The 24,618-nt window shown below is 70.7% G+C and carries 17 protein-coding genes; 4 read left to right on the plus strand and 13 right to left on the minus strand.

The window, feature by feature from the left end; genetic code table 11:
- From CCN35_RS00805 to CCN35_RS00830, 6 genes are all read right to left on the minus strand, one after another.
- A partial coding sequence (locus CCN35_RS00805; RefSeq protein ID WP_245862952.1) for an alpha-amylase family glycosyl hydrolase occupies nucleotides 1–2,200 on the minus strand: 2,200 nt, incomplete at its 3' end.
- A 191-nt stretch (nucleotides 2,201–2,391) separates the two neighbouring features.
- On the minus strand, nucleotides 2,392–3,768 hold the full coding sequence (locus CCN35_RS00810) for an alpha-amylase (protein ID WP_086791183.1): 1,377 nt from the start codon (nucleotides 3,766–3,768) through the stop codon (nucleotides 2,392–2,394).
- 203 nt (nucleotides 3,769–3,971) lie between these two features.
- Nucleotides 3,972–5,660, minus strand: coding sequence for a glycoside hydrolase family 13 protein (locus CCN35_RS00815; RefSeq protein ID WP_086791186.1), 1,689 nt, complete (start codon nucleotides 5,658–5,660; stop codon nucleotides 3,972–3,974).
- 156 nt (nucleotides 5,661–5,816) lie between these two features.
- Nucleotides 5,817–6,728 (minus strand): sugar ABC transporter permease, encoded by a 912-nt coding sequence (locus CCN35_RS00820; RefSeq protein ID WP_067391966.1) that lies wholly within the window; start codon nucleotides 6,726–6,728, stop codon nucleotides 5,817–5,819.
- Nucleotides 6,729–6,743: 15 nt separating this feature from the next.
- The gene (locus CCN35_RS00825; protein ID WP_067391969.1) at nucleotides 6,744–7,748 is read right to left on the minus strand and encodes a carbohydrate ABC transporter permease; all 1,005 of its coding nucleotides are present in this window, start codon (nucleotides 7,746–7,748) and stop codon (nucleotides 6,744–6,746) included.
- A 91-nt stretch (nucleotides 7,749–7,839) separates the two neighbouring features.
- Nucleotides 7,840–9,114, minus strand: a complete 1,275-nt coding sequence (locus tag CCN35_RS00830; protein WP_067391972.1) for an extracellular solute-binding protein — start codon at nucleotides 9,112–9,114, stop codon at nucleotides 7,840–7,842.
- A gap of 458 nt (nucleotides 9,115–9,572) precedes the next feature.
- Here CCN35_RS00830 and CCN35_RS00835 point away from each other — a divergent pair, with 458 nt between their 5' ends.
- Together CCN35_RS00835 and CCN35_RS00840 are read left to right on the plus strand one after the other, a co-directional pair.
- Nucleotides 9,573–10,607: a LacI family DNA-binding transcriptional regulator gene (locus tag CCN35_RS00835; protein ID WP_067391975.1), complete on the plus strand. Its 1,035-nt coding sequence runs from the start codon at nucleotides 9,573–9,575 to the stop codon at nucleotides 10,605–10,607.
- Between the two features lie 75 nt (nucleotides 10,608–10,682).
- On the plus strand, nucleotides 10,683–11,525 hold the full coding sequence (locus tag CCN35_RS00840; protein WP_067391983.1) for a phosphatase PAP2 family protein: 843 nt from the start codon (nucleotides 10,683–10,685) through the stop codon (nucleotides 11,523–11,525).
- 76 nt (nucleotides 11,526–11,601) lie between these two features.
- On the opposite strand, the gene CCN35_RS00845 is transcribed toward CCN35_RS00840, so the two are convergent.
- The 3 genes from CCN35_RS00845 to CCN35_RS00855 form a co-directional block, all read right to left on the minus strand.
- Nucleotides 11,602–14,598: a bifunctional [glutamine synthetase] adenylyltransferase/[glutamine synthetase]-adenylyl-L-tyrosine phosphorylase gene (locus CCN35_RS00845; RefSeq protein ID WP_086791188.1), complete on the minus strand. Its 2,997-nt coding sequence runs from the start codon at nucleotides 14,596–14,598 to the stop codon at nucleotides 11,602–11,604.
- 143 nt (nucleotides 14,599–14,741) lie between these two features.
- A complete protein-coding gene (locus CCN35_RS00850) occupies nucleotides 14,742–15,029 on the minus strand; it encodes a hypothetical protein (protein ID WP_067391986.1) in 288 nt (95 codons plus the stop codon).
- A gap of 186 nt (nucleotides 15,030–15,215) precedes the next feature.
- Nucleotides 15,216–16,577 (minus strand): glutamine synthetase family protein, encoded by a 1,362-nt coding sequence (locus CCN35_RS00855; protein WP_067391988.1) that lies wholly within the window; start codon nucleotides 16,575–16,577, stop codon nucleotides 15,216–15,218.
- 330 nt (nucleotides 16,578–16,907) lie between these two features.
- Between CCN35_RS00855 and CCN35_RS00860 the strand changes: the two genes are divergently transcribed.
- A complete protein-coding gene (locus CCN35_RS00860) occupies nucleotides 16,908–18,098 on the plus strand; it encodes a globin domain-containing protein (protein ID WP_067391990.1) in 1,191 nt (396 codons plus the stop codon).
- 161 nt (nucleotides 18,099–18,259) lie between these two features.
- On the opposite strand, the gene CCN35_RS00865 is transcribed toward CCN35_RS00860, so the two are convergent.
- Entirely contained in the window at nucleotides 18,260–18,706 is a 447-nt protein-coding gene (locus tag CCN35_RS00865; RefSeq protein ID WP_067391993.1) for an RrF2 family transcriptional regulator, read from the minus strand.
- Nucleotides 18,707–19,039: 333 nt separating this feature from the next.
- On the opposite strand from CCN35_RS00865, the gene CCN35_RS00870 reads away from it, so the two are divergent.
- The gene (locus tag CCN35_RS00870; RefSeq protein WP_086791190.1) at nucleotides 19,040–20,794 is read left to right on the plus strand and encodes an NAD+ synthase; all 1,755 of its coding nucleotides are present in this window, start codon (nucleotides 19,040–19,042) and stop codon (nucleotides 20,792–20,794) included.
- An 87-nt stretch (nucleotides 20,795–20,881) separates the two neighbouring features.
- Here CCN35_RS00870 and CCN35_RS00875 read toward each other — a convergent pair whose 3' ends face one another.
- From CCN35_RS00875 to CCN35_RS00885, 3 genes are all read right to left on the minus strand, one after another.
- A complete protein-coding gene (locus CCN35_RS00875) occupies nucleotides 20,882–21,943 on the minus strand; it encodes an endonuclease/exonuclease/phosphatase family protein (RefSeq protein WP_067391998.1) in 1,062 nt (353 codons plus the stop codon).
- Between the two features lie 242 nt (nucleotides 21,944–22,185).
- The gene (locus tag CCN35_RS00880) at nucleotides 22,186–22,800 is read right to left on the minus strand and encodes a TetR/AcrR family transcriptional regulator (RefSeq protein ID WP_067392000.1); all 615 of its coding nucleotides are present in this window, start codon (nucleotides 22,798–22,800) and stop codon (nucleotides 22,186–22,188) included.
- A gap of 100 nt (nucleotides 22,801–22,900) precedes the next feature.
- Nucleotides 22,901–24,496, minus strand: coding sequence for an MFS transporter (locus tag CCN35_RS00885; RefSeq protein WP_236560581.1), 1,596 nt, complete (start codon nucleotides 24,494–24,496; stop codon nucleotides 22,901–22,903).
- Nucleotides 24,497–24,618: the final 122 nt, after the last annotated feature.

A 24,618-nucleotide genomic window follows, 5' to 3' on the forward strand; every position in this document is an offset into this window, starting at 1 on the left:
TGTGGGTGACCTTGTAGGGGGTCTCGGGCGGCGGCGGGGTGCCGGTGACGGAGGCCGCGGTGGCGCTCGCCGTGCGGCCGGCCGAGTCGACGACGACCGCCTTGTAGCGCAGGGGGGTGCCGGCCGGGACGGTCTTCGCCAGGGTGTGGGTGACCTTGTAGGGGGCGTGGTCGGCGGAGCCGAGCACCTTCCACGGGCCGTTGCCGACCTGGGCGGCGAAGACGACCCGGTTGAGCCGTCCTCCGGTGACGTCGGCGCCGACTTCGACGGTGCCGGTGGCTCCGGCGGCGGGGGGCGTCAGGGTGAGGGACGGCTTGACGGCGGGCTTGTCGAGGGTGCCGGCCGCCTTGAGGACGACGGCGGAGCCGGCCGGGACGGTGACGGTGACCTTGCGGTCGGCGCCGGAGGTCACGGTCGCCCCGGTGCCGTGGATGCCGCGGTAGGTCATCCTCGCCGAGCCGGTGGCGAAGGTCGCGGTCCTGGCGTCGTCGGCGTTGTTGAAGGCGACGATGTACTCGGCGCCGGTCCTGGCGTCGGTGCGGGTGACGGCGTAGACGCCCGGCCCGTCCGCGGCGTACCGCTCCGTCTGGACGCCGTCCGCCAGGGCCGGGTGGTCCTTGCGGAGCTTGGCCAGGGCGGCGATGTGCCGGTAGAGCGGCGCGGTGGTGTCGTAGGCGTCGTGGGCGTGGGTGCGGTCGGTGCCGATCCGGTCGTCGTCGAGGTAGTCGGCGACCTTGGAGGCGAACATGGTCTGGCGGGCGTCCTTGTCGCCGCCGGAGCCGGTGAAGCCCTGCTCGTCGCCGTAGTAGACGACGGGGTTGCCGCGGCTGAGGAACATCAGCTCGTGGGCGAACCTGCTCTTCCGCACCAGCTCGGCGTCGGTGGCCTTCGGGTTGTCCTGCTTGAGGAAGTACCCGATCCGGCCCATGTCATGGTTGCCGAGGAAGGTGACCTGTTCGTAGGCGTTGGCCTTGTCGGTCGTGTACTTGTAGTCGTCGGCGAAGACGCCCGCCAGCTTCTTCGCGCTGCCGCCCTGGGAGACGTAGGCGCGGGCCGCCTCCTGGAAGGGGAAGTCCAGCGTGGCGTCCAGACGGCCCTGGGTGACGTAGGGGGCGGTCACGGAGGTGTCGGCGGAGAAGACCTCGCCGAACATGAAGAAGTTCTTGCGGCCGTGCCGGGCGGCGTAGGTGTCCAGTGCCGTCGCCCACTGGGTCCAGAACTCCATGTTGACGTGCTTGACGGTGTCGACGCGGAAACCGTCGATGCCGAAGTCCTTGACCCAGCGCTGGTAGATCTTCTTCATGCCGCTGACGACCTCGGGGCGCTCGGTCCACAGGTCGTCGAGGCCGGCGAAGTCGCCGTGGCCGGAGCTCTCCCCGGCGAAGGTGGAGTCGCCGCGGTTGTGGTACATCGCCGGGTCGTTGAGCCACGACGGGACCTTGAGGTCCTTCTTGGCGGCGGGAACGGCCGGGGTGTACGGGAACGAGCTTTCGTCGACGGCGGGGAACCTCCTGCCGCCGTCGGCGTAGTCGGCGTCGTCGAAGGGGCGGCCGTCCTTGGTCAGGTAGGGGAAGGCGCCCTTGGACAGGTATGCGCGGGACTCGTCCTTGTAGCCGACGACGTCGGCGGTGTGGTTGGTGATGACGTCGAAGAAGACCTTCATGCCCTTGGCGTGCGCCTTGGAGACCAGGGCCTTGAGGTCCTCGTTGGTGCCGAAGTGCGGGTCGACCCGGGTGAAGTCGGTGATCCAGTAGCCGTGGTAGCCGGCGGAGGCCTCCTTGCCGGTGCCCTGCACGGGCTGGTTCTTGAAGATCGGGGCGAGCCAGATGGCGGTGGTGCCCAGGCCCTTGATGTAGTCGAGCCGGTCGATCAGGCCCTTGAGGTCGCCGCCCTGGTAGAAGCCCTTGTCGGTGGGGTCGTAGCCGGTGACGAGGCGTGAACCGGTCAGCCGGCCCCGGTCGTTGGAGGTGTCTCCATTGGCGAAACGATCCGGCAGAACGAAGTAGAACTGCTCGCGCGTCAGGTCGTGCCGGGCCGGCTCGGCGGCGAGCCGGGCGTCCGAGGGCGGCGCGGGCGGGGTGGCCGCCCGCGCCGCGAGCGGTGGGGCAAGCGCTGCGGCGAGCGCGGCCACGGTGAGGGCGGCGACGCCTCTGCCTGACGGTGTGCGGCGCCGCGAGGGCGCCGGCCATCTCGGTATCACGGGGTGAACTCCTTGACGGTGCGGCTCACTTGACTGCGACCCCTCGCCCCGGCGGCGGCTCCGCCGTCGGGCGTGGGCGCGACCGTATCGCCTGCGCAAGGTTTACAGCAAGACTCTTGAAACCTTTAGCAAGGGTTTTCACATCCGTGCGCCCGGACGGCCGGCGCACCGTGCGGCGGGCGCGCCGCCGTTCAGCAGCTGCGCTTGCCCGTGTGGAGCGCCAGCGCCGTGTTGGGGCCCAGGGTGGCGGTGAACCGGCCGGCGCTGTCGACCGTCACCGGTGTGTTGTTCTGGACGTTGCAGTAGGTGCCCGCGGGCAGGGACGTCTGGTAGGTGCGGGTCAGGCTGCTCTGCTCGTGGTTGATGGCCACGAAGCCCTTGCTGCCCCGGCCGAAGGCGATGGCGTTGTTGCCGTTGTCCCACCAGTCGGTCACCGCCTGGCCGCGGGTGGCGTTGCGGAAGGCGACCATGGACTTGATCTCCGGCCAGGCGTGCTGGCACTTCCAGCCGTCCCGCCAGCAGGCGTCGACCCTGCCGTCGTTGGGCGGTCCGGCGTCGAAGTCGGACCACTCGTAGGCGGAGTTGATGTCGGGGGCGCCGTACGGCCAGGCCAGCATGAAGACATGGGCCAGGGTGTAGTCGGCGCCGTCCTTGTAGCTGAGGGTGGAGCCGTTGCGCTCGGTGTCGTGGTTGTCGACGAAGACACCGGCCACGGAGCTGTTCATGTAGCCCCAGCCCTCGCCGTAGTTCTTCAGGTAGGCGAGCCTCTCGTTGCGGAAGACCCGCTTGAGGTCGTAGGCGTAGCGGAACTCCTGGACGTCGCCGTTGCCCGTGTACTCGGTGGGCTGGACCGCCTCGCCCGCACCGTAGATGACCTCCTGCTTCCAGTACACGTCCGGCTTCGTCAGACGTGACTTGATGTTGGCGAGGTCGGCCGCGGGGATGTGCTTGGCCGCGTCGATGCGGAAGCCGTCCACGCCGAGGGAGAGCAGGTCGTTCATGTAGCCCGCGATGGTCCTGCGGACGTACTCCTCGCCGGTGTCGAGGTCGGCGAGGCCCACCAGCTCGCAGTGCTGGACGTTCCAGCGGTCCCGGTAGTCGGTGATCTCGGCGGTGCAGTCGTCGAAGTCGTACACCGAGTACAGACCCGGGTAGTCGTACTTCGTGTACGACGAGCCCCCGGTGCCGGTGCCGCTGCCCGACGACATGTGGTTGATCACCGTGTCGACGACGACCTTCACCCCCGCCGCGTGGCAGGTGTCGACCATGTTCCGGAACGCGGTGCGGTCGCCGAGACGGCCGGCGATCCGGTAGCTCACCGGCTGGTACGACGTCCACCACTGCGGGCCCCGGACGTGCTCGGCGGGCGGGGAGACCTGGACGTAGCCGTACCCGGCGGGCCCCAGGGTGGTGGTGCACTCCTTGGCGACGGAGGCGTAGTTCCACTCGAAGAGGACCGCGGTGACGTCCTTGCTGCCGGGCGGGGAGGCCTCGGCGGGGGAGGCGAGGGCCATCGAGGCGGCTGCCGCGAGGGCCGCGACGCAGGAAACGGATCTGCGCATGTTCATCTGTGGGGATTCCTTCTCCGTTGAAGGTTCTTGCTGAAAGATTCAGCAAGTAGTTGAGCGCAGAATAAAGGCCCACTGCCTCAACGGGCAGTGGGCGGTACGGAGTTGATTGTGTGGAGTTGCTGTGAAGACACGCCTCCGAGCAGGGCGAACGGCGGACACGGGGCCCGGTGGCCCGGGCCCCGCGCCTCGGGCTCCGTGCCTCAGCCGGTGGTCCACCACACCGTCGTGTCGCCCGGGACCTTCGTCTCGCCGTCCGCCTCCGTCACCTCGCCGCTCGCGAGCAGGATCCGGCCGTGGGCCGGGACGGTGACCGACTCGCCGGTCGTGTTCGCCACACAGACGAAGTCGCCGCGCCGGAAGGCGAGAACGCCCTCGGGGGCGCGCAGCCACTCCACGCTGTCGCCCGCGCCCAGGTCCGGGTGGGCACGGCGGACGGAGAGCGCGGTGCGGTACATCTCCAGGGTGGAGCCGGGCACGCCCTGCTGGGCCTCGACGCTCAGCTCGCCCCAGCCCTCCGGCTGCGGAAGCCAGCTGCCGCCGTCGCCGAAGCCGTAGGAGGAGCCCTCGCGGGTCCACGGGATCGGCACCCGGCAGCCGTCGCGGTAGCCGTCCTGGCCGTCGCCGCGGAAGTACGCCGGGTCCTGGCGCACCTCGTCCGGCAGGTCCACGACGTCCGGCAGGCCGAGCTCCTCGCCCTGGTAGATGTACGCCGAGCCGGGCAGCGCCAGCATCAGCAGCGTGGCCGCGCGGGCCCGGCGCAGGCCCGTCTCGCGGTCGCCGGCGGTGCGGATCTGCGTGCCGGCGCCGGGCGGGTTGGCGAAGCGGGTGGCGTGCCGGGTGACGTCGTGGTTGGACAGCACCCAGGTGGCGGGGGCCCCGACCGGGCGCATGGCCCTGAGGGTGCGGTCGATGACCTCACGCAGCTCGCCGGCGTCCCAGTAGGTGCTCAGGTACTGGAAGTTGAACGCCTGGTGGAGCTCGTCGGGGCGCACGTAGTTCGCGGTGCGCTCGACGGTCGGCGTCCATGCCTCGGCGACGAAGATGCGCTCGCCCGGGTACTCGTCGAGGATCCGCCGCCACTGCCGGTAGATCTCGTGCACCCCGTCCTGGTCGAAGAACGGCATGACGTCGTTGCCCAGCAGCTTCACCTGGTCGCGGGTGCCGAGGTCGGGCAGGCCCTCGGCCTTGACCAGGCCGTGGGCCACGTCGATGCGGAAGCCGTCGACGCCCATGTCGAGCCAGAACCGCAGGATGGAGCGGAACTCGTCGCCGACGGCCGGGTGCTCCCAGTTGAAGTCGGGCTGCTCGGGCGCGAACAGGTGCAGGTACCACTCGCCGGGGGTGCCGTCCGGCTCGGTGATCCGGGTCCAGGCGGGGCCGCCGAAGATGGACTCCCAGTCGTTGGGCGGCAGCTCGCCGTTCCTCCCCCTGCCGGGGCGGAAGTGGTAGCGCTCCCTCAGGGGGGAGCCGGGGCCCTCGGCGACCGCGCGCCTGAACCACTCGTGCTGGTCGGAGGAGTGGTTGGGCACGATGTCGACGATGACCCTCAGGCCCAGCTCATGGGCGTCGCGGATCAGCGCGTCGGCGTCCAGGAGGGTGCCGAACATGGGATCGACGGCCCGGTAGTCGGAGACGTCGTAGCCGGCGTCGGCCTGCGGCGAGGCGTAGAAGGGGCTGAGCCACACGGCGTCCACACCGAGGTCGCGCAGATAGGGCAGGCGGGAGCGGATGCCCTCCAGATCACCCATGCCGTCACCGTTGCTGTCGGCGAAGCTGCGCGGATACACCTGGTAGATCACTGCCTCGCGCCACCAGTCGCGGCGCGGGGCGACCGTGGCGACGGCCGCTTCGGAGCGAGTGGATCGGGCCGGGATGTGCTGCTGGCTCATGGCGTCCTCAGTAGGTGCGGATGTGGTGGGGTCGGGTGCGAAAGGCGTCGACGGCCGGATGACGAGGCGGCCGCGGTGTCGGCGGGGTCGGGGGACACCGCGGCCGCCACCCGCGCGGGGCAGGCGCGCGGGAGTCGGTTGCCGGCCGGTGGGGGGTCAGCCCTTGGTACCTCCTGCGGTGAGGCCGGTGACCAGGTTTTTCTGCACAAGGTAGAAGAAAGCGGCCACCGGAACGGCGATCAACACCGCGGTCGCGGCCATGTAGTTCCACTGGGCGTCGTGCTCGCTGACGAAGCTCTGCAGTCCGACGGCGAAGGTGTACTTCTGGTCGTCCAGCAGGAACGTGGAGGCGAAGGCGACCTCGCCGAAGGCCGTGATGAAGCTGTAGAACCCGGCGACCGCGAGGCCCGGCCGGGCCAGCGGCAGGATGAGCCGCAGGAAGGTGCCGAACGGAGTGAGGCCGTCGACGCGCCCGGCCTCGTCGATCTCGACGGGGATGGTGTCGAAGTAGCCCTTCATCAGCCAGGCGCAGTACGGCACGATCGTCGAACAGTTGACGAGGATGACCGCGCCGTAGGTGTCGATCAGACCGAGCTCGGAGAAGATCTCGTACATCGGGACGATGAGCACGGCGATCGGGAACGCCTGGGTGAGCAGCAGCACCCACATCAGCGACCGGTACCCCGGAAAGCGCATGCGGGAGACCGCGTAGCCGGTGGTGGCGGCGAAGACCACGCCGAGCAGGGTGGTGCCCAGGGCGACGATCATCGTGGACTCGAACCACTTGAAGAAGTTCGTGTGCTGGAGCACGAACGCGTAGTTCGAGAACGTCATCTTCTCCGCGATCGCCCCCGGATGCAGATAGTCGTCCTTGTCCGGGCCGAGCGAGAGATAGATCAGCCAGGCGACCGGGGCCGTGGCGATCAGGCTCGCCAGCACGAGCAGGCCGTGGACGACGGCGCGGACCAGCGGGCTGCTCTCCCCGCGCCGCCGCACGCGCCGGGGTGCCTCGGCCACGGCCTGGGGCGCGGCCGGGGACGCGGCGGTGTCGAGGGTCGTGGTGCTCATCGTGGGGCTCCTGCGTCAGAGGGCGAGCTGGTCGTTGCGCTTCAGCCAGCGGTAGTAGAAGGAGGTGAAGACGGTCAGGATCGACAGCAGCAGGACGCCGTAGGTGGCGGCCTGGGCGTATTCGCGCGGCTGCTGGCCGAAACCGAGGTAGTAGGCCCAGGTGACGAGGATCTGCGCGTCGGGGGCGCTGGTACGGCCGAACAGCAGGAAGATGATCGCGAACTGGTTGAACGTCCAGATGATGCCGAGCAGGACCACGGTGGAGCTGACCGACCGCAGGCCCGGCAGGGTGACGTACTTGAAGCGCTGCCAGGCGCTCGCCCCGTCCATCTCGGCGGCCTCGTACAGGGAGGAGTCGATGGACTGCAGACCGCCGAGGAGCGAGACCATCATGAACGGCACACCGCACCAGGTGTTGACCATGATGGCGGCGGCCCGCTGCCAGAAGCTGTCCTCCAGCCACTGCGGCTGGGGCAGGTGCAGGGCGCCGAGCATCTGGTTGAGCACGCCGGAGTCGGCGAGCATGATCCGCCAGGAGAAGACGGTGACGAAGGTGGGCACCGCCCAGGGCAGGATGAGCAGCAGCCGGTAGAAGGTGCGGCCGCGCATCTTCCGGTTCAGCAGCAGGGCCAGGCCGAGGCCGATGGTGTAGTGCAGGAAGACGCACAGCGCGGTCCAGACCACCGTCCACAGGAAGTGGGACCAGAACCGGTCGTAGGCGGTCGGCCCGAACAGGATGTCCTTGTAGTTGTCGAGGCCGATGAACTGATAGGTGGCCTCGATGTGGTTGACACCGATCGTGCGGGCCGAGTTCAGGCTGTTGGCGTCGGTCAGCGTCAGGTAGAAGCCCCGCGCCAGCGGGTATCCCACCAGGACGCCGAGCACGACGACCACCGGGGCGATCATCGCATAGGCGTACCAATACTTCTGGTAGCCGTGCTTCAGGCGCTGCAGCAGGCCGGGACCGCGTCCCTGCCCGCCGCCGGGCCGGGCGGCCGCGCTCTCGAGGGCGACTGTCATGGTTCGACACCTTCTGGAAGTTCGGGGGCGGGGCACACGGGCCGATGGCCGCCGGTCCTCCCGCACCGGGAGGACCGGCGGCCACGGCGGCTCACTTGCTGAAGTCCGGGACCAGCTTGGCGATCGCGGTCTCCGCGTCCTTCAGGCCCTTGTCCAGGGACACCTTGCCGCCGGCGATCTTGACCAGTTCGGTGTCGAGCGGCCCCCACAGGGAGCTGTACTCGGGCAGCGCCGGGCGCGGCTGGGCGATGGAGAGGACGCCCTGGTAGCCGGCGATGCCGGGGTCGGCCTTGACCTGCTCGGTGTAGGCGTCGTCGCGGGTGGGCAGCGTGGAGTTCTTCAGGGCGATGGTCTCCTGGGCCTTCGCCGAGGTCATGAACCTCACGAACTTCAGCGCGGCCTCCTGCTTCTCCTTGCTGGAGCCGGCGTAGACGGAGAGGTTGTGACCGCCGGTGGGGGCGCCCGCCTTGCCGGAGGAGCCGCCCGGGACGGGAGCGATGCCCAGGTTGGACTTGTCCTTGAAGGCGCTGCCCTTGTAGAAGTTCGTGATCTCCCAGGGGCCCTGGATGATCGCGGCGACCTTGCCGTTCACGAACGCGTCCTGGATGTGGGCGTAGGCGTCGGCGGTGGTGTCGGCCTTGTGCAGGCCCTTGCCGTCGAACATGCTCAGCCAGGTGCCGTACGCCTTCTTCGCGGCGGCCGAGTTCATGGTGATCTTCTTGGCCTCGGCGTCGACGGTGTCGGTGCCCTCGCCGTACAGGAAGGTCTGGGCGTAGTAGGCCTGGGTGGAGCCCCAGTAGCCGTCGACACCGGTCCTGTCCTTGATCCTGGCCGCGGCCGACCTCAGCTCGTCCCAGGTCTTGGGCACCTCGGTGATGCCGGCCTTCTTGAACAGGGCCTTGTTGTAGACCAGGGCCAGGGTGTCGGTGACGAACGGAACGCCGTAGGTCTTGCCCTCGTACTGGGCCTGCTTGATCAGGCTGGGCTGGAACTTGTCCTGCTCGGCGAGGGCCTCGGTGCCGTCCAGCGGCAGCAGATAGCTCTTCTTGGCGAAGGCCGGGGTCCAGCCGACCTCGGCGCGCAGCACGTCCGGGGCGCCCTTGGAGCCGGCGGCGGTGTCGAACTTGTTCTGTGCCTGGTCGAAGGGCACGTTGACGTACTTGACCTTGATGTCCTTGTGGGTCGCCTCGAACTGCTCGACCAGTTCCTTGTACGTCGGCGCCTCGTTGGTGGCGTTGGAGGTGTCCCACCAGGTGATGGTCACCGGACCGCCCGACTTGTCGCTGCCGCTGTCGCTCCCCCCGCACGCCGTCGCCGTGAGGGCAAGGGATGCCACCAGTGCGGTGGCCGCTATGCCACGCCGCATGAGTTCTCCTTGAGGTGAAAGCCCGGGAGCGGGAAGCGGTCCCGTCCGCCGCCCCCGCCGCGTCATTGCCGTCGCCGGGCGACGGTGAAGTTAACAGCGTTGCAACCTCGACGAAAGACCTTGCAGAAAAAAAGTGCAAGAAATCGCGAAGGTTACCCCTTCGTGACCCTCTCGAACCCGCCTCGCAACCCGGCTTTCACGTGGCCGGAAGGGTTCCTGAACACTTGTGCAAGGCTCTGCAAGCTCTTGCCATACGGTGGGAAGAGAGGAATCATCCCGTTGCGGACCGTACGCCGAGACCCGGCCGTCGACGTGCGCCGGGACCCGGCCGTCGACCGGACGCCGACCGAACACAAGGGAACGCGATGACGCAGCAGCCCGTAGCGGGCCGTTCAAGGACACGCCCCGGGCGGTCGCCCGGTGGGCAGGGCGGAAGGCGGCCGGTACAGTCCACTCATGTGACCACACGGCTTGCCGACATCGCTGCCCAGGCGGGTGTGAGCGAGGCGACCGTCAGCCGCGTCCTCAACGGGAAGCCGGGCGTCGCCGCCACCACCCGCCAGGCCGTACTGGCCGCCCTCGACGTCCTGGGCTACGAACGTCCGGTACGGCTGCGGCAGCGCAGTGCGGGCCTGGTGGGCCTGATCACCCCCGAGCTGGAGAACCCGATCTTCCCGGCACTGGCCCAGGTCATCGGCCAGGCGCTGACCCGGCAGGGCTACACCCCGGTGCTCGCCACCCAGACCCCCGGCGGCTCCACGGAGGACGAGCTGACCGAGATGCTGGTGGACCGCGGGGTCGCGGGCATCATCTACGTCTCCGGCCTGCACGCGGACACCACGGCGGACATGGAGCGCTACGAGCGCCTGCGCGCCCGGGGCGTGCCCTTCGTCCTCGTGGACGGCTTCTCCCCGAAGGTCCAGGCGCCCTTCATCTCCCCCGACGACCGCGCGGCGATGACCCTGGCCGTCACCCACCTGGTCTCCCTGGGCCACACCCGCATCGGCCTGGCCCTGGGGCCCAAGCGCTTCGTCCCGGTCCAGCGCAAGATCGAGGGCTTCGTCCGCGCGATGCAGGACCAGCTGGGCCTGTCCGCGGACGCCGTGGAGTCCGAGCTGATCCAGCACTCCCTCTACTCCCTGGAGGGCGGGCAGGCGGCCGCCACCGCGCTCATCGAGCGGGACTGCACGGCGATCGTCTGCGCCAGCGACATGATGGCGCTCGGCGCGATCCGCGCGGCCCGGCAGCGCGGGCTGGAGGTCCCCCGGGACATCTCGGTCGTGGGCTTCGACGACTCCACCCTGATCGCCTTCACCGATCCGCCCCTGACCACGATCCGCAAGCCGGTGCCGGCGATGGGCCAGGCCGCGGTGCGCACCCTGCTGGAGGAGATCGGCGGTACGCCCGCGCCGCACAGCGAGTTCGTGTTCATGCCGGAGCTGGTGGTCCGCGGTTCGACCGCCTCGGCCCCTGGGGACCGGAATCGTTCGTGAGGCGGAGAACGTACGGCCGGAACCCGACTGGGGGATGATCGTCCCGGGAAGGTTTGTCTGGCAGACTCTGTGCCCATGGGTGAGACGACCGTGAGGCCGCCGGAAGGCCGGGAGAAAGCCGCTCCGCCTCCCGTCACGGGCGACAGCCGCCCTCCGGCCGTACGGCGCCTGCGTACCCCCCGGCCTCCCCGGCTGTGGTTCGAGATCCTGCTGATCGCGGTGAGTTACTGGACGTACTCACTGATCCGCAACGCGGTCCCCGAGCAGAGAGCCAAGGCCCTGCGCAACGCCGACTGGATCTGGCACGTCGAGCACCAGCTGGGCATCGCGGTCGAGCACTCGATCAACCATGCCGTGAACTCCGTGACTTGGTTGATCATCGGCATGAACTACTACTACGCGACCCTGCACTTCGTGGTCACCATCGGCGTCCTGGTGTGGCTCTACCGCAGCCATCCCGGCCGTTACGCGGCGGCTCGTTTCACCCTCTTCATCACCACGGGCACGGCCCTGCTCGGCTACTACCTGTACCCCCTGGCGCCCCCGCGCCTGATGAGCGGCGGACTCTTCATCGACACGGTCGAAGTCCACAACACCTGGGGCTCGATGGCCTCCGGCGACCTGAAGAACATGTCCAACCAGTACGCCGCGATGCCGTCCATGCACATCGGCTGGTCCCTGTGGTGCGGCCTGATCCTCTTCGCCGTGTGCACGATCCCCTGGGTCCGCGTCCTCGGCCTGATCTACCCCGTGGCCACCCTGATCGTCATCGTCGCCACCGCCAACCACTTCTGGCTCGACGCGGTCGGCGGCGTCCTGTGCCTCGGCTTCGGCTTCCTGGTGGCCCGCGCCTGGTACGGAGCGCTGCCGCACGCGCTGCCGAGAATGGTGGCCCCTCTGCAACCGGCGAAGGCATAGGGCCCGGCCGTCCGCGCACCGCGTCCCCCGGCGCGCCGCGCCGGCCGCCGGGGCGTGCGCGCCGGGGAACCAGGTGCTACGTGCCGTAGAACAGCGACTCCACGACCCCCCGGGCCCGCCGGGCGGTCCGCCGGTACGCGTCCAGCATGTCCCCCACGTGTCCCGGCCCGTACCCGAGGTACCGCCCCACCGCGGCCAGCTCCCGGGGCTCGGTGGGGAAGGTGTCCCCGGCCCGCCCGCGCACCAGCATCACCGCGTTCCGCACCCGGGTGGCCAGCACCCATGCCTCGTCCAGCGTCGCGGCGTCCTTCTCGGAGAGAAGCCCCAGCTCCCGTGCCGCCGCCAGCGCCTCCCGGGTCCGTGTGGTCCGCAGCGACGCCTCGGTCGCCCCGTGCCGCAGCTGCATCAGCTGCACGGTCCACTCCACGTCCGACAGCCCGCCCGGCCCCAGCTTGGTGTGCAGCTTCGGGTCCACTCCCCGCGGCAGCCGTTCGGTCTCCATCCGCGCCTTCAGCCGCCGGATCTCCCGCACCGCGTCGTCCTTCAGCCCGCCCTGCGGGTAGCGCAGCGGATCGATCAGCTCCACGAACCGCCGCCCCAGCTCCTCGTCCCCCACGACCGGCTCGGCCCGCAGCAGCGCCTGCGACTCCCACACCTGCGCCCAGCGCCGGTAGTACGTCGCATACGACGCCAGCGTCCGCACCAGCGGCCCATTGCGCCCCTCGGGCCGCAGGTCCGCGTCGATCAGCAGCGGCGGATCCGAGCTGGGCGCCTGGAGCAGCCGCCGCATCTCGGCGACGACCCGCCCCGCGGCCTCGGCCGCCTCCCGCTCGTCCACGCCGTCCCGGGGCTCGTGCACGAACAGCACGTCCGCGTCCGACCCGTAGCCCAGCTCATGCCCCCCGAACCGCCCCATCGCGATGATCGCGAACCGGATCGGCAGGGTGTCCCCCCAGCCCTCGCGCACCACCGCCCGCAGCGTGCCGGCCAGGGTCGCCGCCGTCAGCTCCGACACCGCGCCGCCCACCCGGTCCACGAGGGCGCCCTGGTCGGCCTCGGCCGGCTGCGTCTCGGTGCCGTAGGAGCCGACGATGTCGGCGGCGGCCGTACGGAACAGCTCCCGCCGGCGCACCCCGCGGGCCGCCGCGACTGCCTGCTCGGCGCTCTCCGCGCGCCCCACCGCGGCCAGTATCTCCTGCTCCAGCTGGGCCCGCCCGCGCGGTTCGAGCCCGCCGCCGTCGCCGTTCCCGAGCAGGGCGACGGCCTCCGGCGCCCGCAGCAGCAGATCGGGCGCGAGCCGCCCGGCGGACAGCACCCGCGCGAGGTTCTCGGCGGCGGCCCCCTCGTCCCGCAGCAGCCGCAGGTACCACGGTGTCTTCCCCAGCGCGTCGGACACCTTGCGGAAGTTGAGCAGCCCGGCGTCCGGGTCGGCGGAGTCCGCGAACCATCCGAGCAGCACCGGCAGCAGCGTCCGCTGGATCGCGGCCCTGCGCGTGACCCCCGACGCCAGGGCCTCCAGGTGCCGCAGTGCCGCGGCGGGATCGGCGTACCCGAGCGCGACCAGCCGCTCCCGGGCCGCCTCGAGGCTCAACCGGGCCTCGCCGGGTGCCAGTTGGGCGACCGCGTCGAGCAGCGGCCGGTAGAACAGCTTCTCGTGCAGCCGCCGTACGACGCCGGCGTGCCGCTTCCACTCGCGGGTGAGCTCGGTGACCGGATCGCTGCGCAGGCCGAGCGACCGTCCGAGCCGGCGCAGATCGGCCTCGTCCTCGGGCACGAGATGGGTCCGCCGCAGCCGGTACAGCTGGATGCGGTGCTCCATGGAGCGCAGGAACCGGTAGGCCTCGTCGAGCTGCGCGGCGTCCGCACGGCCGACGTACCCGCCCGCGGCCAGCGCCTGCAACGCGTCCACGGTCGTCCCGCTGCGCAGGGAGGCATCGGTCCGCCCGTGCACCAACTGCAGCAGCTGCACGGCGAATTCGACGTCCCTGAGCCCGCCCGGCCCGAGCTTCAGCTCGCGCTCGACCTCGGCCACGGGGATGTTCTCGACCACGCGGCGGCGCATCTTCTGCACATCGGCGACGAAGTTCTCGCGCGCGGCGGCCTGCCAGACCAGCGGGGCGAGCGCGGCGATGTACTGCTCGCCGAGCTCGGGGTCGCCGGCGACCGGACGGGCCTTGAGCAGCGCCTGGAACTCCCAGGTCTTGGCCCACCGCTGGTAGTAGGCGACATGGCTGCTCAGGGACCGCACCAGCGGCCCGTTGCGCCCCTCGGGCCGCAGATTGGCGTCGACGGGCCAGATCGTCCCCTCGACGGTGGTCTCGGAGCAGATCCGCATCAGATGCGAGGCGAGCCGGGTGGCGGCCTTGAGCGCCTCCGCCTCGTCCGCGCCCTCCGCGGCCTCGCCGACGAAGATCACGTCGACGTCGGAGACGTAGTTCAGCTCGTGGCCGCCGCACTTGCCCAGGGCGATCACCGCGAGCCGGCACAGCGCGTCGTCCTCGGGGGCGGCGGCGCGGGCGATCCGGAGGGCGGCGCGCAGGGTGGCGGTGGCGAGGTCGGCGAGTTCGGCGGCGGTCTCGACCACGTCGATGGTGCCGCACACGTCGCGGGCGGCGATGGACAGCAGGCAGCGCCGGTAGGCGACGCGCAGCGCGACGGGGTCGTCCGCCCGCGCGAGCTCCCGCTCGAACTCCTCCACCCCGCGGTGCAGATCGCGTGGTTCGTAGGTGACGAGCGCCCGCCAGTCGCCGGCGTGCCGGGCCAGGTGCTCGCCGAGCGCGGCGGAGCAGCCGAGCACCCCGAGCAGCCGGTCGCGCAGCGGCTTGGCCGCTATCAGCGTGTCGAGCAGCTCCCGCCGCTCCGTCGGCGTGGGCTGCGCCTCGAGCAGCCGCACCAGCCCCCGCAGCGCGAGGTCCGGGTCGGCGGTGGCGCCCAGTGCCTCCAGCAGCACCGGATCGTTCCGGAGCGGGGCCAGCTCAGGACTCTCCAGCAGCCGCTCGGCCCCCGAGGCATCGATGAAACCGTGCCGCAGCAGCCGTGTGAAGGTACTGCTCCTGCGCCCCGGCGCCGTCATTCCGGCCTCCCGTCGGATCGAGCTCGTCCTGGCCAGAGCCTAACCGGAGTCCGGGACCCGGACCTCGGCAACGAGGCGAACGGCATACCGCGGAACACCGGCCCCTCACCGCTTCCCCGGGATTCCGGCGCCCGCCCCGCCGCTCACCGCTCGCGCCGGCTGATTCCCATCGCGATGACGCCGCCCAGCAGAAGCCCGCTGCCGGACAAGGCCGACAGCGACCGGATGCCGGAACCGCTCTCCAGGAGCCCGGGGACCGCGTGGCAGAACAGGCCGCCGGCAGCCATCAAGTGGCCCCAGCCGTGGAGGCGGACCTGGTGAACGCGAGACCGGAAGGAGGGGAGCAGCCAGCCGCGGGCGACCGCCGCCACGCCCAGAGCGGCGTTGAGCAGCGCCAGCAGCACCAGAGGTGCGGCGATCCAGAGATCCACGGTCCCCTCCCCACGCGTCGGCCCACGTCGAATGTAGTCGTGATCATGACATTCGCGTCACGCCGTGTCCACGCGCCCTTGCGGTCCGGAGCCGTCCCGGCCGGCCCGGCGAACGCCGTGGGGCCGACGGCCCACGACCGTCGGCCCCGTCCGGCGGAGGGACGGGAGACCCGCCCCGGCCCGCGGCTACAGCACCGGCAGGTTCTTCCGCAGTTCGAAGGCGGTGACCTCCGAGCGGTACTCCTCCCACTCCTGCCGCTTGTTGCGCAGGAAGAAGTCGAAGACGTGCTCGCCCAGGGTCTCGGCGACGAGGTCGCTGCCCTCCATCAGGGCCAGCGCCTCGCCCAGGTTCTGCGGGAGGGGTTCGATGCCCATCGCACGGCGTTCGGCGTCCGACAGGGCCCAGACGTCGTCCTCGGCGCCCGGGGGCAGCGTGTAGCCCTCCTCGATGCCCTTCAGTCCGGCGGCCAGGAGGACGGCGTAGGCCAGGTACGGGTTGGCGCCGGAGTCGAGGGAGCGGAACTCCACGCGCACGGAGCCCATCTTGCCGGGCTTGTACATCGGCACGCGGACCAGGGCCGAACGGTTGTTGTGGCCCCAGCAGATGTACGAGGGGGCCTCGCCGCCGGCGCCCGCGGTGCGCTCGGTGCCGCCCCAGATGCGCTTGTAGGAGTTGACCCACTGGTTGGTGACCGCGGTGATCTCGGCGGCGTGCCGGAGCAGGCCGGCGATGAAGGAGCGGCCGACCTTGGAGAGCTGGTACTCGGCACCGGACTCGTAGAACGCGTTCCGGTCGCCCTCGAAGAGGGAGAGGTGCGAGTGCATCCCCGAGCCGGGGTACTCCGAGAACGGCTTCGGCATGAAGGTCGCCTGCAGCCCCTGCTCCAGCGCGACCTGCTTCATGACCAGGCGGAAGGTCATGATGTTGTCCGCGGTGGACAGCGCGTCGGCGTACCGCAGGTCGATCTCCTGCTGTCCCGGTGCGCCCTCGTGGTGGGAGAACTCCACCGAGATGCCCATCGACTCCAGCATGGTGATCGCCTGCCGGCGGAAGTCCATCCCGACGGCCTGCGGGGTGTGGTCGAAGTAGCCGGAGTAGTCGGCGGGAGTGGGACGGGAGCCGTCCAGCGGACGGTCCTTGAGCAGGAAGAACTCGATCTCCGGGTGGGTGTAGAAGGTGAAGCCCAGGTCGGAGGCGCGGGCCAGGGCCCGCTTCAGCACATACCTCGGGTCGGCGAAGGACGGTGAGCCGTCCGGCATGAGGATGTCGCAGAACATGCGGGCCGTGCCGGGGGCCTCGGCGCGCCAGGGCAGGATCTGGAACGTGGACGGGTCGGGCTTGGCGATCATGTCGGACTCGTAGACCCGGGCGAAGCCCTCGATGGCGGACCCGTCGAAGCCGATGCCCTCGTCGAAGGCCTGCTCCAGCTCGGCCGGGGCCACGGCCACGGACTTGAGGAAGCCGAGCACATCGGTGAACCACAGGCGTACGAACCGGATGTCGCGCTCCTCCAGCGTCCGGAGCACGAACTCCTGCTGCTTGTCCATCTTCCGCTTCCCCATCCTTGCCGATCAGGCCGCCTGCGCTCGTGTGCCGCGAAGGCGGTCGGGCACCCGAGCAGCATCCCACCACAGAGGTGTTTCGCGCGCGTTGCGGGCCCCTTCCCCCCGGCCGTCACGGGCCCATGAGCCCGAAGCGGCAAGGGAACCGCCCCGCCGTCCATCCTGCCTCCCGGGCGCCGTCCTCGTCATGGCCGGGGTCTTCTCCCCGTGACCGAGACCACTTCCGTTTAATTTGCATCTCAAATGCAAGTTTCAATAGCGTTCGACCCGAGTCGAACGATCGAGCAGTTCGGTCGAGCCTTCGAGGAGTCCCCCATGCTGTCCGAGAAGTCAGCCGCCGTCGTCCGCGCCACCCTCCCCGCCGTCGGCGCGGCCATCAACGAGATCACCGAGCGCTTCTACCCCCGGATGTTCGCGGCCCACCCCGAACTGCTGCGCGACCTGTTCAACCGCGGCAACCAGGCCGCCGGCACGCAGAAGCAGGCACTGGCCGGATCCATCGCCACCTTCGCGACGTACCTGGTGGAGCACCCCGACCAGCGGCCCGACCTGATGCTGCGGCGCATCGCCCACAAGCACGCCTCGCTGGGTGTCCTTCCGGAGCAGTACCCGATCGTCCGCGAACACCTGTTCGCCGCCATCGCCGACGTCCTCGGCGACGCGATCACCCCCGAGGTCGTCGCCGCCTGGGACGAGGTCTACTGGCTGATGGCCAACGCGCTCATAGACCTCGAGAGGCGGCTGTACGAGGAGACCCGGCAGACCGGCTGGCGCGACTGGAAGGTCGTCGAGCGGATCGAGGAGACCCCGGACGTGGCCGTCTTCAAGCTCCGCCCGGTCGACGACGGGCCGGTGCCCGGATACCGCGCCGGACAGTACGTCTCGGTCCGTGTCCAGCTCCCGGACGGCGCCCGGCAGGCCCGCCAGTACAGCCTGACCGCGGCACCCGGCTCGCCGGTGCGGCAGTTCGCCGTCAAGCGGGTGCTCGGCGACGACACGAGCCCCGACGGCGAGGTCTCCACCCACCTGCACCGGCACGTGCACGTGGGCGACGTCCTGGAGCTGTCCGCCCCGTACGGCGACCTCGTCCTCGAGGACGACGACGCACCGCTGCTGCTCGCCTCCGCCGGCATCGGCGTCACCCCGATGATCGCCATGCTGGAGCAGCTCTCCCTCACCGGTCACAGCGCCCCGGTGACCGTGCTCCACGCCGACCGCTCCCCCGCCGCGCACGCGTTCCGCTCCGACCACGAGGCGTACGCGGCCAAGCTGCCCGACGCGCGGACGGTCTTCTTCTACGAGAAGGACGCCGAGGGTGCCGGCCGGCCCGGTCTGGCCGACCTCGCCGACATCGACGTCCCCGCCGGTACGCACGCGTACCTGTGCGGTCCGCTCCCCTTCATGCGGTCGGTGCGCGAGCAGCTCCTCGCCAAGGGTGTGTCCCCGGCCGCCATCCACTACGAGATCTTCGGCCCGGACCTGTGGCTGGCCCAGCCCGCGGCCTGACCGGACCGGCCGGCGTGCGCGACGGGTCCGCCGGGGCGGTGCGCACCGTCCCGGCGGGCCCTTTCCCGCGACGGTGTCCCACCGCGGTCCCGTGCGTCACGGTGCGTGCCCACCGCCGCCGGGGCGCCGCGCCTCGGGACGGCGTTCCTCGACGGCCTTCCTCAGGAGGACGGTGTGCGGACGCCGGGCAGCCCCAGCAGCAGCGGGCCCGTCGGGGCCTCGACCATGTCGGCGATCGTGAGGGGGTCGAGTGTGGCGTAGAAGGCCTCCTGGGCCCGGCGCAGCGCGCCGCGCAGCCGGCAGTCGGCGCTGAGGGGGCAGGGCGTGGAGCCGTCGCAGTCGGCGACGTCGCCCTCGCCCTCCAGGGACCGCAGAAGTGCGCCGACCGAGGCGTTCCGGCCGGCTTCGGTGAGGCTCAGACCGCCACCGCGACCGCGGCGGGCCGCGAGCAGCCCGCGGTGCTGGAGCTCGGCGACGACCTTTGCGGCATGCGTGTACGGCACGCCCATGTCCGCCGCGACCTCCCGGGTCGTGGGGGTGGACTCGCCCGCGACGGCGAGCCGCATCAGGACGCGCAACGCCATGTCGGTGGAGCGCAGCAGCCGCATGGCGCCAGATTAAATAATATGTATTCGCCATTCAACATATCGGCCGCCCCCCTCCACCGGGATTCCCCGTCTTCCGCGCACCGTGTGCGCAGCCCGCGCGACACCGGCGTCCACCAGCCCCTTTGCCCGACTCGTCGTCAGTTTCCCTGCGCCGCGACCGTGTTCACGACAGCCCTTCCCTCATCCCGGCCGTCGCCGCCGCTGACCCCGGGTCAGCCGGCCTCGGCACCCACGCGCGCACGCCCGCCGAGGCCGCGTGCCCGCCGGGCCGGGCGGGCGGACGGTCTCCGTCCGACCACCCCATCGCGTCGTTGTGACGATTAGACTGGCGGCGTGCCTCAACTACGTCTCGCCCTGAATCAGATCGACGCGCGTGTGGGTGACCTCGCCGGGAACGCCGACACGATCGTCCGCTGGACCCGGGAGTCCGCCGAGCGGGGAGCGCATCTCGCGGTGTTCCCGGAGATGGCGCTGACCGGATACCCCGTGGAGGACCTGGCCCTGCGGTCGTCCTTCGTGGAGGCGTCCCGCGCCGCGCTGCGCGGCCTGGCCGTCCGGCTCGCCGAGGAGGGCCTCGGGGAGCTGCCGGTGCTCGTCGGCTATCTCGACCGCTGCGACACCGCCCAGCCGAAGTACGGCATGCCGGCCGGTGCCCCGCAGAACGCGGCGGCGGTGCTGTACCGCGGCGAGGCGGTGCTGACCTTCGCCAAGCACCACCTGCCGAACTACGGCGTCTTCGACGAGTACCGCTACTTCGTGCCCGGTGACACCATGCCGGTGCTGCGGCTGCACGGGGTCGACGTCGCGCTCGCCATCTGCGAGGACCTGTGGCAGGACGGCGGCCGGGTGCCGGCCGCCCGCAGCGCGGGTGCCGGGCTGCTGGTCTCCGTCAACGCCTCGCCGTACGAGCGGCTGAAGGACGACACCCGCCTGGAGCTGGTCCGCAAGCGGGCCCAGGAGGCCGGCTGCACCACCGCCTACCTCGCCCTGACCGGCGGGCAGGACGAGCTGGTCTTCGACGGCGACTCGATCGTGGTCGCCCCGGACGGCGAGGTGATCGCGCGGGCGCCGCAGTTCGCGGAGCATCTGATGGTGGTGGACCTGGAGCTGCCGACCGCCGCGGCGCACGCGCCCGAGGGCGTGGTGGACGACGGTCTGCGCATCGACCGCGTGGTGCTGTCCGAGGATCCGGTGCCGGCCTACGAGCCCGAGCCGGTCGCCGAGCACGCCGAGCGCATGGACGACGACGAGGAGGTCTACACGGCGCTGGTCGTGGGCCTGCGCGCGTATGTGCGCAAGAACGGCTTCCGGTCGGTCCTGATCGGGCTGTCCGGCGGGATCGACTCCGCGCTCGTCGCGGCGATCGCCTGCGACGCGGTGGGCCCCGAGAACGTCCACGGCGTCTCCATGCCGTCCCGGTACTCCTCGGAGCACTCCAAGGAGGACGCGGCCGAGCTGGCGCGGCGCACCGGTCTGCACTTCCGCACGGTCCCGATCGAGCCGATGTTCGACGCGTACATGGACTCCCTCCATCTGACCGGTCTCGCGGAGGAGAACCTCCAGGCCCGGCTGCGCGGCACGCTGCTGATGGCGATCTCCAACCAGGAGGGCCACATCGTGCTGGCGCCCGGCAACAAGTCGGAGCTGGCGGTGGGCTACTCGACGCTGTACGGCGACGCGGTGGGCGCGTACGGCCCGATCAAGGACGTGTACAAGACGTCGGTCTTCCGGCTGGCGAGGTGGCGCAACCGGGTCGCCGCCGAGCGGGGGGAGACCCCGCCGATCCCGGAGAACTCCCTCACCAAGCCGCCGAGCGCGGAGCTGCGTCCCGGCCAGGTCGACACCGACTCCCTCCCGGACTACCCGGTGCTGGACGCGATCCTGGAGCTCTACGTCGACCAGGACAAGGGCGCGGACGCGATCGTCGCGGCCGGTTACGACCGGGAGCTGGTCACCACGACGCTGCGGATGGTCGACCGGGCCGAGTACAAGCGCCGCCAGTACCCGCCGGGCACCAAGATCTCGGCGAAGGTCTTCGGCAAGGACCGCAGGCTGCCGATCACCAACGGCTGGCGGGAGACCGCCTGACCTGCGGCCGGATGCGGAACGCCGCCCGGCCGGCCGGAGCCGGTCGGGCGGCGTTCCGTGTGTCGTCCCAGGAGTCGTCCCCCGTTCTCAGGAGTCGTCCTGTGTCGAGGGGGACAGTTTCACGCGTGCCGCCACGGGCAGGTGGTCGCTGCTCGTGCGCGGCAGTGTCCAGGAGCTCACCGGCTCCACTCCCCTGACCATGATCTGGTCGATGCGGGCGAGCGGGAAGGACGCCGGCCAGCTGAACCCGAATCCGTTGCCCACCGCGCCCTGCGTGGAGCGCATCTGGGAGGTGACGGCGTTGAGCGAGCGGTCGTTCATCGTGCCGTTCAGATCGCCGAGCAGCACCACCCTGGGCAGCCGCTCGTCGGCGATCGCCTCGCCCAGCGCGTCCGCGCTCTGGTCGCGCTGCTGGGCGGTGAAGCCGGCGTTCATCTTCACCCGTACCGAGGGCATGTGCGCGACGTACACCGCCACGGGCGCCTGGGGCGTGATCACCGTGGCGCGCAGCGCGCGGGTCCAGCCGAGCCTGATGTCGACGGCCTGGACGCTGCTGATCGGGTACTTGCTCCACAGCCCGACGGTGCCCTTCACCGCGTGGTACTTGTACGTCGGGGCGAGCGCCTGCCGGTAGACCGGGACCGCGGACGCCTTCAGCTCCTCCAGGGCGAGCACATCGGCGCCGGCGGCGGCCACGTCCCGGGCGGTGCCGACCGGGTCGGGGTTGTCGGCGTTGACGTTGTGCGTGGCGACCGTCAGATCGCCGCCGGTGCCGGCCTTGTCGGTGAGCAGCCCGCCGAACAGGTGCAGCCAGGTGGCGGCGGGCAGCAGCACCGCGATCAGCGCGGTCGCCGACCTGCGCAGCAGCGCGAGGATCAGCAGCACCGGGACGAACAGGCCCGCCCAGGGCAGGAAGGTCTCGGTGAGACTGCCGAGGTTGCCGATCCGGTTGGGGATGTGGGCGTGCAGCGCCATCCCCAGGGACAGTACGACCGCGAACACGGCGAGGACGATGCCCCGGCGCCAGATGCGCGGGTCGTCGCGCCACCTGTCCAGGAAGCGGTGCGCCGTGCGCCGGAGCCGGTTTCCTCGGTGCTCGTCCTGCGAGCCGCCGTCCGCCGTTTCCGTCACGTACGCCTGTTGCGCCATTCCATCGCCTCACTGCCTGCCGTGCACACACCGTTCACCCCCCGCGTCCTACGACCCTAGGGCATGATCGGAGTCGTTCCCGCCGTCCTCGAACGGCCGTCCCGGGACGGGGACGAACAAGACGTCGTGCGAGGTTCCGGCGGCGTCCTTCGCGGGCGATCCGTGACGAAACGCGGACATGGAGCCGGAAAGGCACGGAAGGACAAGGAAAAAGGCGGGAACCGCGGCGAACTGCGCCGGTTCTACGGGGATGTGACGGGCCGCAGCCCTTCCAGCACCGCGTCCACGATCTGTTCGGACAGTCCCTCGGGCAGTTCGGCGTCGGGGCGCATCACGGCCCGCACCAGCATGGGCCCGACGACGATGTCGCCGAGCACGTCGACGTCGATGTCCGTGCGCAGCTCCCCGTCGCGCTGTCCGCGGCGCAGGACCTCGGCCTGGAGCCTGCGCCGCGGCTCGACGACGGTCGCGTGGTAGACGGACCAGAGCTTCGGGCTGCTCTTCATCTGGGCGTAGACGTTGTGCAGAAGGGCGGAGGAGCGGCTGACCAGCCCGCGCCTGCGCAGCTGTTCGCAGAGCGCCACGAGGTCGTCGCGCACGGAGGTTCCCGGCAGGTCCGGGTCGGGGGGCTCGGCGGCGCGCACGACGTCGACGAACAGCTCCTCCTTGCCGCTCCAGCGGCGGTAGATGGTGGCCTTGCCGACGCCCGCGGCACGGGCGATGCGTTCCACGGAGAGTTCGGCGAGCGGCACGCCGTCCTCCAGGAGCTTCATCACGCACTCGACAATGGTGCGTTCCAGCGCCTCGCTCCGGGGCCGGCCCCGTACGGGGGCGGTGCGGCTGTCGGCAGGGCTCACGTGGGCCGTCCTTTCGTCGTGACCGGACGATTGTCCCCCCGTTCCCCCGTCTTCCCGTCTCCTCGCGCGGACCGTCCCCCGCCCGGGTGCCGGCTCCCGGTCACTCCGTCGCCACCAGCTGCTGTTCCTTTCCGTCCTTCCGGGGTGCGGACGGCCGGCCCGGCAGGAACACGGCCACCACGACCGCGCCGATGACCGCGACCATGCTGCCGCACACCGCGGTGACATGCATGGCGTGCAGGAACGCGTCGTGGGCCGGGCCCACCAGGGCCTCGCCGCGCGGGCCGAGCCGTGCGGCGACGCCGAGGGTGGCCTCGATGGACTCGCCGGCCTTCTCGCGCAGTTGGGCCGGGAGCAGGCGGAGTTCGTCCTCGATGCCGCCGCGGTAGGCGGTGGAGAGCACCGAGCCGAGCACGGCGATGCCGAGCGCGCCGCCGACCTGGCGGAAGGTGTTGCTCAGCGCGGAGGCCGAGCCGGCCTTCTCGCGGGGCAGGGCCTGCATGATGACGACGCTGGTCGGCGTCATGATGTGGGCCATGGCGGTGCCCATGAGGAAGAAGACCGCCTCCAGCACCCAGATCGGCGTGCCGGCCTCGAAGCCGGCGAAGGCGGCCAGCGTGGCGGCGAGCAGCAGCAGACCGGCCGTGGTGGTGGCCTTGTTGCCGAACCGGTCGACGACCAGCCGGGCCCGCGGCGCGAAGATCATCTGCGCGGCGGCCAGCGGCAGCAGGAGCAGGCCGGACTGAAGCGGCGTGTAGCCGCGCACGCTCTGCAGATAGAACACCGAGAAGAACGTCACGCCCATCAGCGCGAAGAACACCAGCGCGATGGCGGCCATGGCGGCCGAGAAGACCTTGTTCCTGAAGTAGGTGACGTCCAGGGACGGGTGGTCGCTGCGCTTCTCGAACCACACGAAGACCGCGAGGACGGCCAGGCCCGCCGCGATCGTCGCCAGGACGTCGGGGCCGGTGAAGTCGGCGCGCTCGCCGCCCTCGATGATGCCGTGGACGAGCAGGACCAGGCCGATCACGGACAGCACCACGCCGACCGGGTCGACGCGTCCGGGCCGCGGGTCGCGGGAGTCGGGCACCAGCCACACCATGAGCGCCACCGCGACGATCACGATGGGCACATTGACGAGGAAGATCGATCCCCACCAGAAGTGCTCGAGCAGCAGACCGCCGGTGATCGGGCCGATGGCTATGGCCAGGCCCACGCCGCCGGCCCAGATCCCGATGGCCTTGGGCTGCTCCTCGCGCTCGAAGACGTTCATGAGGACGGCGAGGGTGGCCGGCATGACGAAGGCGGCGCCGAGGGCCATCAGGGCGCGGTAGGCGATCAGTTCGCCCGGCGAGCCGGACTCGGCGGCCAGCGCGGATCCGATCCCGAACACCACGAGGCCGGCCAGCAGGACCTTCTTGCGGCCGATGCGGTCGCCGACGAGCCCGGCGGTGAACAGCAGCCCCGCGAAGACGAGGGTGTAGGAGTTGATCGCCCACTCCAGCTCGCTCTGTGTGGCGCCCAGTCCCACCGGGGGCGGGGTGGAGATCGTCTTGATGGCGACGTTCAGGATCGAGTTGTCGAGCACCACGACCAGCAGGCTCAGCATCAGCACGCCGAGGATCGCCCAGCGGCGGCGGTGCACCGCCTCCGGAATCCGGGAGCCGACGGCGGCGTTGTCGGCAGAAACAGTCATGCCGCGAGCCTAGGACACTTCCGATACGAGACCGTCTCGTATCGAAATTCTTTGCCCAGTTCTTGCCGGTACCTTCCCTTCCCTTCGCCTTTTCCTTGCTCTCCCCTTGCCCTCCCCCTGCC

The sequence above is a fragment of the Streptomyces thermovulgaris genome (assembly GCF_002155915.1).
In the GTDB taxonomy this organism is placed as follows: Bacteria; Actinomycetota; Actinomycetes; order Streptomycetales; family Streptomycetaceae; genus Streptomyces; species Streptomyces thermovulgaris.

Coding starts and splice junctions, on each gene's coding strand:
- CCN35_RS00810 (WP_086791183.1), bottom strand. CDS start 3,768: ATGAACATGCGCAGATCCGTTTCCTGCGTCGCGGCCCTCGCGGCAGCC.
- CCN35_RS00815 (WP_086791186.1), bottom strand. CDS start 5,660: ATGAGCCAGCAGCACATCCCGGCCCGATCCACTCGCTCCGAAGCGGCC.
- CCN35_RS00820 (WP_067391966.1), bottom strand. CDS start 6,728: ATGAGCACCACGACCCTCGACACCGCCGCGTCCCCGGCCGCGCCCCAG.
- CCN35_RS00825 (WP_067391969.1), bottom strand. CDS start 7,748: ATGACAGTCGCCCTCGAGAGCGCGGCCGCCCGGCCCGGCGGCGGGCAG.
- CCN35_RS00830 (WP_067391972.1), bottom strand. CDS start 9,114: ATGCGGCGTGGCATAGCGGCCACCGCACTGGTGGCATCCCTTGCCCTC.
- CCN35_RS00840 (WP_067391983.1), top strand. CDS start 10,683: ATGGGTGAGACGACCGTGAGGCCGCCGGAAGGCCGGGAGAAAGCCGCT.
- CCN35_RS00845 (WP_086791188.1), bottom strand. CDS start 14,598: ATGACGGCGCCGGGGCGCAGGAGCAGTACCTTCACACGGCTGCTGCGG.
- CCN35_RS00855 (WP_067391988.1), bottom strand. CDS start 16,577: ATGGACAAGCAGCAGGAGTTCGTGCTCCGGACGCTGGAGGAGCGCGAC.
- CCN35_RS00860 (WP_067391990.1), top strand. CDS start 16,908: ATGCTGTCCGAGAAGTCAGCCGCCGTCGTCCGCGCCACCCTCCCCGCC.
- CCN35_RS00865 (WP_067391993.1), bottom strand. CDS start 18,706: ATGCGGCTGCTGCGCTCCACCGACATGGCGTTGCGCGTCCTGATGCGG.
- CCN35_RS00875 (WP_067391998.1), bottom strand. CDS start 21,943: ATGGCGCAACAGGCGTACGTGACGGAAACGGCGGACGGCGGCTCGCAG.
- CCN35_RS00885 (WP_236560581.1), bottom strand. CDS start 24,496: ATGACTGTTTCTGCCGACAACGCCGCCGTCGGCTCCCGGATTCCGGAG.